Origin of the sequence: Acinetobacter sp. AOR18_HL (assembly GCF_027855145.1) — a bacterium.
In the GTDB taxonomy this organism is placed as follows: domain Bacteria; phylum Pseudomonadota; class Gammaproteobacteria; order Pseudomonadales; family Moraxellaceae; genus Acinetobacter; species Acinetobacter pittii.
The window spans coordinates 81,200-93,328 of sequence record NZ_JAKTIG010000058.1 but is presented as its reverse complement, the minus strand read 5'-3'; the positions used below and the strand labels follow the sequence as shown (position 1 = coordinate 93,328).

The window sequence follows — 12,129 nt, the reverse complement described above, 5'->3', positions numbered from 1 at the left end:
AGTGTCAATAATGGATGAAATATGAAGGAGTATTTGTATTGTTAAATTAATTTAATTAATTGATATTTATATTTTTTATCTATTAGTGGTGGCCTTTATTTTTATGACATTTTTATCACAAATCCAAGAAAAATGGTCAAAGATTTTTTTGTAAAAATATGAATTAAGTGATTATGAAATGAGTATTGGTTGTCATTTTTAGTTGATAAGTCTAGTTTTTCTACATCTGTATATTATTGATTAAGTTTTATATTATTCATTTTATGAAAAAGTTTACCTTAATTTTTTTACCATTTGATCTATTTTTTGAGCGAATTTGGATTCTATATTTGAAAGTTATGTGTAATAAAAAACCGAAAATAATGATCTAAATTCGGTTATTTAACTTTCATAGCTAAAACATAGCATTAGAGTGGATATAGTTTTTCATCAAATTGCTCAAGTTTGGGAAATTTTAATGACTCTAGCTGGTCAAGATGAGTAAGGTAGATTACATAGTCTTCAAGAAGGGTCTGTCGTGCTTCTTGGCTAATATACGGTACATGGTAAGCAATGAATGGAGGTAAGACTTCAAAACCAGCATATGCCAAAGTACCACGTTGAATCGGCGATAAATAATTTTCGATTGGTCCGTGAATTGAGTTTTCTCCAAACATGTGTGTTCTACCACCGAGTGTTAAACACAACATCGCTTTTTTACCTGTCATGCCACCATGGTTGTAAAACCGCTTACCCCCATAAAAAAGCCCAGATACAAACACACGATCAATCCAGCCTTTTAAAATTGCTGGCACAGATGTCCAATAAAGTGGGAAATTTAAAATGACGAGATCAGCTTTTTTTACCTTTTCAATTTCTGCTTGAATATCTGGAGCTAGAAGCTGATTTTTGCTGGCATTTCTTTGTTCTAGTGCATAGTTAAAATATTCAGGCTGATTAAGCTCTAAGAAATCCTCTTGGGATGCAATAGGGTTAAATTGCATCTGATATAAATCTGAAACTTCTACGCTGTGCCCCAATTTTTCTAAGGTTTGTTTGGCTTTACTTTTTAGAGCAGCAGTAAAAGACTGTGGTTCTGGATGGGCATGGACAATCAGAATGTTCATAAGGCGACCTGTGTTCTTTTCAGAAATTGTGCTGTCTAGTGCAATTCAGCGGATTTTGTTTTGAATAACTATGCATCAATTTAAAAGCATGGCATAGTTCATGAACTGACAGTTTTTACCATTTCGCGCCATTTTATTTTGCTCATATGGGTTGCTCATGAATCCAGAATTACCCGGAACTTATATTAATTTAATCGTTGAGACTGTTAAGCGGTGGGGTGTCTCTGGTGAGCAGCTTTTAAATGGAAGTGGAATAACCTTAGACCAATTAGAAAAGCCTTACTGGTATGTTGAGTTCAACATCTTAAATCAGCTTATTGAGCGGGCGATCGAGTTATGCAAAGAGCCAGCACTAGCAGGATATTTAGCTTTAAGCATGACGGCTTCATGTTATGGTTCAGTCGGAATGGCTGCCATAGTTTCTCCAAATTTAGGAGAAGCACTGAAAATACTTGAACAATTCATTGGTTCACGTTGTAAGGTTTTTAAACCAGAATTAAAACAAGAAAATAATGATGCATGTTGGTCAATTCATCAGCCAGTCAATACATTTCAGCTGAGCCCAAATGCCAACATTTTTTTGTTAGTCGGTTTTGTTCAAATTGCGAAAAAATTAACAGGGCTTTCTCATTTGGGAAAAGTTGAATTACAAATGCCAGAGCCGATAGGTTTTGGCCAAATCAGTCATCAACTGGCTGTAACTTGTTTATTTAACCAAAAGCGTAATCGTTGGATATTTCCAAAAGAGTATTTAGCACAACCAGTATTAACGGCAGACCCAATGCTAGCGCCGTTGTTAAATGCGCAATGTAAGCGGGATATAGAGAAATTAAACTTAAAAAGTAGTTGGAAAGGACAAGTCAAACAAGTTGCCGAAAAATTGCTTATGAATGGGAATATTGAGGCGTTAAAAGTTGGGCAAGTGGCTCATATCTTAAATATGTCAGAGCGAACTTTGCAACGCTATTTAGCTCTTGATGATACTAGTTTTACACTTTTGGTTGACTCACTGAAAAAGGAGCATGCCCAGAAACTTTTAACTCAAAATAACATGTCGATCGAAAAAGTCGCTTTAATGCTAGGTTATGCCGAGACTTCTCACTTCACCCGTGCATTTAAGCGCTGGATGGGAGTAACGCCTAAATATTTCCAAACCCAGCATAAAATGACGGATTCAAATTAAAGGGCCACAAATTTAAATTCGTGGCTTTTCATTTATTATTTAAGTCAATTAAGTAGATTGTTCTGGCTTAGATGAGAGTGATTCAATCACTTCAAAATAGCTAGGTGGTGCTGGAACATGGCCGCGCTCTCTCAATAGACGATGCATACGTGGCAGTTTAAAGTAGGGGACCGAAGCCATTAAATGGTGTTCCATGTGGTAATTGACATGAATAGGCGCTACAAAACTTCTAGCAATCCAACCTGCACGTGTAGTACGGGTATTAGTTAAAGCGGTATTACTCGTTTGCATCCCTGCATGTTCGGCCATTGAGCGAATTCTTAAAAATAATGGAAACGGTGTCAAATACGCTAAAGGCCATAACCAATAAAACCGTTGCTGACCAAAAGCTTTTAAAACACCATAAAGAGCAACATTGGTAGCAATGGCACCACTACTGTTTTTTATAAGACTTTTGGCATAGTCAACGAAATCTTTATTGCTTCGATCTAACCAGACTTGATCATTGGCAACAGTCCATTTCATTAGATCTAGATCCATTAACACTCGACCAAAGCTAAACTTTAATCCTGTCATACCTGTTAAGTCGCGTAAAAATTTACGAGTAAGCGATTTTTTGCTTACAGGAAAACCAGAAACTAACGAAAGATCGGGGTCATCTGGAGTAGAGGTTTTTGCATGATGACGGACATGATGTACGCGGTATTTTTGTAAATCATTCCAGATTGGACGGGCGCATAGCCATTCACCTACAAAGTCATTTATTTTCTTATTTTTGAATAAGCTTTTATGAGATGCATCATGCATCAAAATTGCTAGACATAACTGGCGACCCGCCAATATGGCCAAAGCTAGCATACAAGCAAGTAATTTGCCCCAGCTAGGTAAGTAATCCCACATCATGATTAAGCTTGCAAATGTTCCGCCAATAACAGCCCACGTACTTGCAACAGCCCAAGCACCGTATATGTCTGAGGGTTGTGTGAGTTCTTGTATTTCTTCTCTGCTAAATAGATCGGTCACACTCACTTGTGCATTCATTTTTATTCTCCCAAATCAGATTTTGGCATTCATATTTTATATTACAAATATAATCATAAAATTTTAAAAAGTGAAATATTTGTTTGTAAAAAAATAAATCGCCCTTTAGTGGGCTAATTCATTTTCATAAAGTTTCTGCCATAGCTTTTGTCCAATCGAATCGAGCTGCTGTACATTTTGAGCAAACTGATTGCGGGCATGTTCATCAACAAATGGAGAGGGTAGTAGAGGATCATTCATGAGTAAGGTAATTGTTTCACGTCCTAATAACAAAGCTTGGGTAGCAGCCTCATTTAAGGATAGATTTTTATATTTTAAAAACCATTCTTGAATATCTTGACTATACATTTCATAGTTCTTTTCAAGCTGTTTGGTATCCCACAAAGAATGAATTAACGAAACTGTTTTTGCGTCAAATTTTTGAATAATAGAAATTTTAGCTTCATTTTCAAGACCCGCTAAAATGAGCTCTTCACATGTTTTTTCAAAGCTATACGCTAAATTATCTGGGCGTATATAAATTCCAGTTTCGAGTTCTCTAAAACCAAATTGACGTAAAGCGTGTTCTCTCTTTTTTAAAGCGGTTCGATCAATACGACCTAATGTCCCCGTAAATACTGCCAGATAGTGTTGTTGCCATTCTTTAGTCTGCTTAATGCCATTTTTACGATTCAAAATGACTTTTGCCCATTCTTTGGTTGATGGCGAAAGTTGATAAATACCGCGTTCGACACTTTCTATCATGCCTTCATTTAATAGCCGCGTTGTAGCCACACGAATACCGTTGTCACTCATATTAAAAAGTTTAGCGGCAATCAATATTTGTTTAATGGTGAGCTGAGGATAAGCAGAGGAAAGAAATAAATCGATAATGAGATGGCGTGCATTAATTTTGGTATTTTTCATTCAGACTGAATTTTTGATATGAGTTGCATTTGATCAGAATAATATCATGTTTTTTTAAGGACTTTTTAAGATCATTTTGTAGAGTAAGTTAAGGTAAAAAGCTTTGTCTATAACAAGAAAAACTTTGGCAGTTCTTAACCAAGTTTTATCTTTTTACGATAGTTAACCCAAGTTTGTCATCATGATGTGATACATTATCGCACTTTAAATAAACTGCCTTTAACTAGGGGCAATAACCACAAACGTTAGAAATGATCTGATATTGAACTTGTGTTAAGTCTAATTTGGGACTTACCAATTTCGATAAAACAAATTTTAGGTCGTTCTAATGATTAACTTTCTTTGAGCAAGTTATGGAAAATTTTGAAGTTATAAAAGCACTGTTTTTAGGCTTTGTCGAAGGCTTAACTGAATTTTTACCTATCTCGAGTACAGGCCATTTAATTTTATTTGGTCATATTATCGATTTCCACTCAGACGGCGGTCGTGTATTTGAGGTCGTAATCCAGTTAGGTGCTATTTTGGCAGTGTGCTGGTTATACCGACAAAAAATTATTAACTTGATTAAGGGATTCTTTAGCGGTGATGTGGAGTCACGTCATTTTGCGATTAGTGTGCTTATTGCATTCTTTCCAGCAGTCATTATTGGTGTTCTAGCTGTCGACTTCATTAAGAGTGTTCTATTCAGCCCAATCGTCGTTGCGATTGCCTTAATTGTCGGTGCCCTTATCATTTTCTGGGTGGAATCTAGACAGTTTGAACATAAGACCCTAGATGCAACTAAAATTACTTTTAAACAAGCGCTTTTAGTAGGTCTTGCTCAGTGTGTGGCGATGATTCCGGGAACTTCACGTTCAGGCGCAACAATTGTAGGCGGAATGTTTGCAGGTTTATCACGCAAAGCGGCTACAGAGTTCTCTTTCTTCCTTGCAATGCCGACCATGTTGGGTGCTGCGACTTTTGACTTGATTAAAAATGCTGACGTACTTACCTCAGACAATATGATTAATATTGGGGTAGGTTTCGTTGCTGCTTTTATTGCCGCGCTGTTTGTTGTAAAAGCATTGGTACTGTTTGTTGAGCGTCACACGTTACGTGTATTTGCTTGGTACCGAATTGTACTTGGTGTAATTATTTTGATTGCAGCAATGTTCTTTAATTTATCGGCTTAAATAATCTTATAAATTGAAAAAAACCTAGAATGCTCTAGGTTTTTTTATGCCTAAAAATTGATTTGAGTTGCCTATTTATACAAAGTAAACGCAAGACAGATGTTTTCATTTTAAGTTCATTGTTATATTGATTATTAGATTATCTCTCACAATAAAACTATGCCGCAAAATCATCTTACAGAACATTTGGTCGATGCATTTTTGCACTTGGCTCCAGCAGAAGGCCTCTATCCTACTTTTATTTCTAATATCACTTTAATGCGTGTAGATCATTCCACACCACCTATTGCCGTGCTGCAAGAACCCTCAATTGTTTTAGTGATACAGGGGTTAAAGCGCGGATATATTGGTAAAGAAATCTTTCAGTTTCAACAAGGTCAGTGTTTATTTATCTCAATTGCAATACCGTTTGATTGCGATACTGTTGTTGAAAATAATGAACCCATGTTGGCAATCGCAATAAAGTTTGAACCACAAATGATGGCTGATCTCATTACTAAAATGGATAAACAGCAACAAGTGGTTACTGAAGATACTCATTCAGAAGATTTAAAATTGAGTTGTGGGCTTAGAGTGATTGACATGAATGCGACCATTTCAGAGGTTGCTCTCAGGTTACTCAATTTACTTCGTTCTAAACAAGATACTTTTATATTGGGTGAGCAAGTTAAAAGAGAATTGGTTTATCGTGTGGTGCAGGCTTCAGGTGGCAATCTAGTCGAGAGCTTATCGGCTATGGCAAGTCGAAATGGCGTGATTTACACCATTTGTGAAATTATTCAACGTGATTATTATCATAACTTAACGGTTCAAGAGTTGGCGAAACAAGCGGGCATGAGCATATCGCTTTTTTATCAAACTTTTAAAAAGGTGACGAATTATTCGCCCTTACAGTACATCAAAATTACTCGGTTACATAAGGCACGTGAGTTAATCATGAACAATAAAATGGGTGTAGCAGAAGCAGCCTATGAAGTTGGTTATGTCAGTGCTTCTCAATTTAGCCGAGAATTTAAGCGACTGTTTGGAGTTCCACCCAAGTCCTCAATTATTTAACGTAGATTAGTATTTTTAGATATAAATCAAACATGGAGCATTTTATGACCCTTCCAACAACCATGAAAATTATTGAAATTACGGCTCCGGGTGGACCTGAGGTTCTAAAAGTTCAAGATGCTAATATTCCGGCACCTCAAGCAGATGAAGTCTTAATTGAGGTAAAGGCTGCTGGAATTAACCGCCCTGATGTATTGCAGCGTATGGGTTTATATCCAATGCCTAAAGGTGTTACTCAAATACCCGGACTTGAAGTCGCTGGTGTTGTGGTCGCTGTAGGTGACCAAGTGGATCAATTCAAGATTGGCGATAAAGTTTGCGCCCTAACAAATGGCGGCGGTTATGCAGAATATTGTGCGGTAACTGCAACTCAAGTATTACCAATACCTGAAAATTTATCATTTACTCAAGCTGCTGCGATTCCAGAAACATTTTTTACAGTTTGGGCAAATCTATTTGATATTGGCCGTTTAAAGAAAGATGAAACTGCATTGATCCACGGTGGGGCAAGTGGTATTGGAACCACAGCTTTAGCGATTTGCCAAGCTTTAGGGATTAAAACTTTTGCTACGGTTGGTAGTGAAGATAAAGTTGAAGTACTCTCTAGTTTCACCACAGCAATTAACTATAAAACCCAAGATTTTGAGCAGGAAGTTTTGAAGCACACTCAAGATCAAGGTGTTGATGTCATTTTAGATATTGTAGGTGGTTCTTATTTCACGAAAAATTTAAATCTATTAAAACGTGATGGCCGACTGGTCATTATTGGTTTTATGGGTGGACGAATCGCAAAAGAATTTGATTTACAAAAACTGATTTTAAAGCGTGCCACAATTACGGGCTCAACGATGCGAGCACGTAATAGCCAAGAAAAAGCCCAGATTGCCCAATCTTTGCATGAGCATGTGTGGCCATTATTGGCTCAAGGTAAATGTTTACCGCAAATCTATAAGACGTATGCTTTTTCAGATGTACAAAGTGCTCACGCATGTATGGAACAAGGTGATCATATTGGAAAGATCGTTTTAGAAATGAATGCGTAACACTGTAATCATTGAAGTTTGGGCGAACGACAGGTTCGCCTAAACTGAATTTTATAATTCTAGATTCTGCCTATTTCTCTATAAAAATTGCCAAATTCTATTGGCAGATTGCACTAGTTCCATAACTTCACTTATAAATTGAGTAAGAAATAAAAATGGGTTCTTACCTTATTATTTCTTTCCATACTGATGAAAAAGGATAGTAACAATGAATACCGCAAATATTGATGATAAAAATCCTACTCCAGATTTGGCTGAAGATAATGCCTTTTTCCCATCACCTTATTCACTAAGTCAATATACTGCTCCTAAAACCGATTACGATGGCACCACTTATTCAACGCCGTATGCGGGCAATAAAAAAGTTTTAATGATTGCAACTGATGAGCGTTACATTCAGATGCAAAACGGTAAGTTCTTTTCAACAGGCAACCATCCTGTAGAAATGCTTTTACCGATGTTTCATTTAGATAATGCAGGCTTCGAAATTGATATTGCGACACTTTCAGGAAATCCAGCCAAACTTGAAATGTGGGCAATGCCAAAGCAAGAACAAGTGGTGTTAGACACCTTTCAGAAATATGCAGATAAATTAAAAAATCCGCTAAAACTAGCTGACATTTTAGAAAATGCAGTTGGTGAAAACTCACCCTATGCGGCTGTATTTATTCCGGGTGGGCATGGCGTATTAGCTAAAATTCCACATAGTCTTGAGGTAAAGAAAGTTCTTAAATGGGCGGTTGAACAAGATAAATTTATTATTACGTTATGCCATGGTCCAGCCTCATTACTGGCTGCGGCAGTTAATGAACAGCCAGAAAACTATATTTTTAAAGGCTATCAAATTTGTGTATTCCCTGATTCATTAGATAAAGGAGCAAATATTGATATTGGTTATATGCCTGGAGCTTTACCTTGGTTAGTGGGTGAAAATCTTGAAAAACTCGGTGTAGAAATTTTAAATAAGGGCATTACAGGTCAATGTCATAGAGACCGTAAATTGCTAACTGGTGATAGTCCGCTTGCTTCTAATAATTTAGGGAAACTTGCAGCTGAAACATTGTTGGCTGAAGTGAAGGATTAAGTGATGAAATATGTACGCCCTGCGGGACTCGAACCCACGTCGGTCGCTTAGGAGGCAACTGCTCTATCCAGTTAAGCTAAGGGCGCATAATTTTATGATTATAAACAAAAAAGCTATTGCGAAGGCAATGGCTTTTTTACGTTTTAGTTATTAAAAATTTTGCCAGAGTGGCCAATAAAGATAAAGTTGAACCATTCAACGGTTTCAAACACTTATATCTGTAGAAAAACAGTTTATAAAGCTAAAAAATCACAAAAACTTCATGTTGATCTTTCTATGATCTGAAGCAAAACACGAAAAGGTTTAAGACAAGCAATTGAGTAGATGAAACTGTTCCCGAAAGGTTGTTTGTTAAAAATCAGATTTAGCTACCTATAATTCAAAAGGGCATAGCATGAAAAAAATTGATGAACAGGACTTATCTAGAATTATTGAAATGGCATGGGAAGATCGAACCCCATTTGAAGCAATTGAGCGAGAATATGGCTTAAGTGAAAGCGAAGTGATTCGTTTAATGAGATATAACCTGAAAACCAATAGTTTTAAACTTTGGCGTAAACGTATGGCAGGGCGTAAAACTAAACATCAACAATTACGTTCACCAGCCGTTGAACGAGCTTACTGCTCTCGTCAGTATAAATATGCTTAACATCATCATATATAACCAATTGAAATACATCTGATTCAACAATGAAGAGTCGTGTTGAATCAGTTAAAATAATCTGGTGAAATATTTACTTATTTGAACGGGCTTGTCTTTTACATCTTTCAGAGCAATATTTTACTTCTTCCCAGCAACGTTCCCATTTTTTTCGCCAGTCAAAAGGGCGTTGGCAATAGACACATATTTTCTGGGGTAGATGCTGTTTTTTCATGATATTAAAGCTCATCAAGTTGATGAATAAGTAACTTTGCATGCTTCATGACAGAAGCTTTATCTTTCATACGATCAAGGTTTTTATAAATCATCGACATTCTGGGATTCTGACGAAATATGGCCTCATGCTGGCTCATAAAATACCAATACAAACTGTTAAATGGACAACTGTCTGGTTCAGTTTTGGTTTTGACGTTATATGTACACTGCTGACAATAATTTAACATTTTATGTATGTAATTACCTGATGCAGCATAGGGTTTACTTGCCATGGTGCCGCCATCTGCATACATTGCCATACCTAATGTATTCGGTAACTCAACCCATTCATAAGCATCTACATAGACAGCTAAATACCATTCGCAAATTTCTGATGGGTTTACACCTGCTAAAAGCGCAAAGTTGCCTGTAATCATTAAACGCTGAATATGGTGAGCATATCCATGTGCAAAGGTATTTCTGAAACACTCGGCCATACATGCCATTTTTGTATTACCCGTCCAGTAATATTGTGGCAGCGGCGTGCTGGCTTGAAGGGTATTTTGATCGCTATAGTCAGGCATACACAACCAATAGATTCCACGCACATATTCCCGCCACCCTAATATCTGCCGAATAAATCCTTCTACTGCATTTAAGGGAGCCTGTCCGCTGTAATAGGTTGTTTGAGCAGCGTCACACACTTCTTTTGGCAACAACAATCCACAATTTAAATAAGGTGAGAGCAGACTATGAAACATAAAATCTGAACCATAAACCATGGCATCTTGATAATCGCCAAAGTGAGGTAAGATGTTAGAAATAAAATGATCTAGAGCAAGTAGGGCATTTTGACGGGTAGTTGCCCATTGAAAGGAGTTGATATTGCCGATATGTTGTGAAAATTCTTTCTTGACCAGTTGAATAACATCTACATCAATTTGATCATGCTCAAAGGCTAATTTTGATGGCAAAGATGGATTGCCTGACCACGCTTTTCGATTGGCTTGATCAAAGTTCCATTGCCCGCCAACGGGTTGTTGGTCATGCATTAAATAGTGAGTTTGCTTGCGCATTTCTCGGTAAAAATATTCCATTCTTAGTGTCTTATATTTGTTTGCCCATTGCTTGAATTGTTCTACGGTACAAAAGAATCGATCATCTTCTAAACAAATAACAGGTAGTTTTAGCTTGTTAGCCCATGAATTTTCGATTTCATGTTGTAAGCGATACTCACCACATTGGGTAATGACGAGAGCATTCGCCGAGAAGTGTTGCTGCTGCAAAGCAATAAAGTCGACTAACTTTTTTATATGACTTTCGCGCTTAAATGTGTGATAACGGATTTTCCAACCCTGTGCTTTTAATTCTTTTGCAAAGTGCCGCATTCCACTAAAAATCAGTGCTATTTTTTGTGGATGATGAGCAACATAAGATGTTTCCTCAAATACTTCAGCCATCAAGATAACGTCTTCATTCCGGTTTAAATACTTGAGCGTTGCGAGTTGGTGATTTAATTGATCACCCAGAATTAAACCAAATCGCATATTTTTGCTTCATGAGATGGAACTAAAACTAGTCTATATTTTCAGAGATCAATTTTATGTGAAGCAGAGCTTCTAACTTCATCACTAGTCACTTAGCTATAAAAAGATAAAGACAACTTGAAAACATAACGCATGTGAATAAAATGTGATTTTAATCAAAAAGATACAAATTAAATAAATTGAAGGTGTTTGCCAATATGCGTAAGATTTTAAAAAATATGTTTAAGCTTGATCCTTTTGAAGGAGCTATAGAGTCCATCGAAAGGTTCTTCACTCGAGTATATAAATGGATACCAACAACCATCCTATTGCTTATATTTTTCAGCAACAACAACTTTTGGTTGATGCGAATTTTAATCTACCTTGCCTTGAACAGCAGGAATATGATTTACCTATACAAGCAGACCCTCTAGTAATAGCAAGAGATTTCCAAGAAAGCGAACTTATACCAAATGGATATCAGTTCATACCCATTCGCCAACTCTTACAGTATTGGACTAAATCTCAGTTTGAGCAGGCAAGTCGCGCTTTTCAGTTGCTAGAGTGGCGCCGTAATCATCAGTTTTGTAGTCGTTGCGGACATAAAACCCAGCAGCATAAGACTGAATATTCGATGACTTGTCCAGCATGTAATTTTAGTCAATATCCTAGGGTCAATCCTTGTGTAATTACCATTATTACGCGTGGTGAGGGCGAGATTTTGCTGGCTAAAAATGCTAGAAATAAGAGCCAGATGTACAGTTTAATTGCTGGCTTTGTCGAGGTAGGGGAAACACTAGAAGATGCTGTTCGACGTGAAACATTAGAAGAAGTGGGATTACACATTAAGAATATTCAGTATTTGGCGAGTCAACCATGGCCATTTCCCAGTAACTTAATGTTGGCCTTTAAAGCTGAATATGAAGCGGGCGAAATTGAAATTCAGGAGAAAGAACTTAGCGATGCTCAGTTTTTCAAATTTAATCAATTACCTGAAATTCCATTTAAGGGCAGTATTGCTCATGCAATGATTATGCACGTTATTCATGGCACACCTGTCGCTGATGATACGAAACAGTGGCTTTAAACTGAGATTCAGATATTACTTTAATCTTATAGTGTTAAATAAAAAAGCCATTGTCTAGACAATGGCTTT

The 12,129-nt window shown here is 36.9% G+C and carries 12 protein-coding genes and 1 tRNA gene; 7 read left to right on the top strand and 6 right to left on the bottom strand.

The genetic code is table 11. The features are described 5' to 3' along the window. Positions 1-407 precede the first annotated feature (407 nt). Complete coding sequence (locus MKL51_RS14475) at positions 408-1,106, bottom strand: NAD(P)H-dependent oxidoreductase (RefSeq protein WP_017482122.1); 699 nt, start codon at positions 1,104-1,106, stop codon at positions 408-410. 157 nt (positions 1,107-1,263) lie between these two features. Between MKL51_RS14475 and MKL51_RS14470 the strand changes: the two genes are divergently transcribed. Next, positions 1,264-2,289 carry an AraC family transcriptional regulator gene (locus MKL51_RS14470; RefSeq protein ID WP_032006504.1) on the top strand — a complete coding sequence of 342 codons (1,026 nt, stop codon included), beginning with the start codon at positions 1,264-1,266 and terminating at the stop codon, positions 2,287-2,289. 48 nt (positions 2,290-2,337) lie between these two features. On the opposite strand, the gene MKL51_RS14465 is transcribed toward MKL51_RS14470, so the two are convergent. Together MKL51_RS14465 and MKL51_RS14460 are read right to left on the bottom strand one after the other, a co-directional pair. Then, positions 2,338-3,330: a fatty acid desaturase family protein gene (locus tag MKL51_RS14465; RefSeq protein ID WP_032006505.1), complete on the bottom strand. Its 993-nt coding sequence runs from the start codon at positions 3,328-3,330 to the stop codon at positions 2,338-2,340. 105 nt (positions 3,331-3,435) lie between these two features. Then, a complete protein-coding gene (locus MKL51_RS14460) occupies positions 3,436-4,236 on the bottom strand; it encodes a PaaX family transcriptional regulator C-terminal domain-containing protein (RefSeq protein ID WP_017482119.1) in 801 nt (266 codons plus the stop codon). Between the two features lie 353 nt (positions 4,237-4,589). Between MKL51_RS14460 and MKL51_RS14455 the strand changes: the two genes are divergently transcribed. The 4 genes from MKL51_RS14455 (at position 4,590) to hchA (ending at position 8,591) form a co-directional block, all read left to right on the top strand. Further along, positions 4,590-5,408, top strand: a complete 819-nt coding sequence (locus MKL51_RS14455) for an undecaprenyl-diphosphate phosphatase (RefSeq protein WP_016143164.1) — start codon at positions 4,590-4,592, stop codon at positions 5,406-5,408. A 159-nt stretch (positions 5,409-5,567) separates the two neighbouring features. Then, positions 5,568-6,464 (top strand): AraC family transcriptional regulator, encoded by an 897-nt coding sequence (locus MKL51_RS14450; RefSeq protein WP_032006507.1) that lies wholly within the window; start codon positions 5,568-5,570, stop codon positions 6,462-6,464. 32 nt (positions 6,465-6,496) lie between these two features. Continuing rightward, positions 6,497-7,507, top strand: a complete 1,011-nt coding sequence (locus tag MKL51_RS14445) for an NAD(P)H-quinone oxidoreductase (RefSeq protein ID WP_080973489.1) — start codon at positions 6,497-6,499, stop codon at positions 7,505-7,507. A gap of 208 nt (positions 7,508-7,715) precedes the next feature. Next, positions 7,716-8,591: a glyoxalase III HchA gene (gene hchA, locus MKL51_RS14440; protein WP_017482116.1), complete on the top strand. Its 876-nt coding sequence runs from the start codon at positions 7,716-7,718 to the stop codon at positions 8,589-8,591. A gap of 13 nt (positions 8,592-8,604) precedes the next feature. Here hchA and MKL51_RS14435 read toward each other — a convergent pair. Continuing rightward, positions 8,605-8,677 (bottom strand) — tRNA-Arg (locus MKL51_RS14435). A gap of 308 nt (positions 8,678-8,985) precedes the next feature. On the opposite strand from MKL51_RS14435, the gene MKL51_RS14430 reads away from it, so the two are divergent. Then, complete coding sequence (locus MKL51_RS14430; protein WP_017386291.1) at positions 8,986-9,240, top strand: TIGR03643 family protein; 255 nt, start codon at positions 8,986-8,988, stop codon at positions 9,238-9,240. An 85-nt stretch (positions 9,241-9,325) separates the two neighbouring features. Here the strand turns inward: MKL51_RS14430 and MKL51_RS14425 are convergent, their stop codons facing one another. Then, positions 9,326-9,466, bottom strand: coding sequence for a DUF2256 domain-containing protein (locus MKL51_RS14425; protein ID WP_077162469.1), 141 nt, complete (start codon positions 9,464-9,466; stop codon positions 9,326-9,328). A gap of 4 nt (positions 9,467-9,470) precedes the next feature. Continuing rightward, a complete protein-coding gene (locus MKL51_RS14420; protein ID WP_270904341.1) occupies positions 9,471-10,994 on the bottom strand; it encodes a cryptochrome/photolyase family protein in 1,524 nt (507 codons plus the stop codon). 286 nt (positions 10,995-11,280) lie between these two features. On the opposite strand from MKL51_RS14420, the gene nudC reads away from it, so the two are divergent. Further along, complete coding sequence (gene nudC / locus MKL51_RS14415) at positions 11,281-12,060, top strand: NAD(+) diphosphatase (protein WP_032006510.1); 780 nt, start codon at positions 11,281-11,283, stop codon at positions 12,058-12,060. Positions 12,061-12,129: the final 69 nt, after the last annotated feature.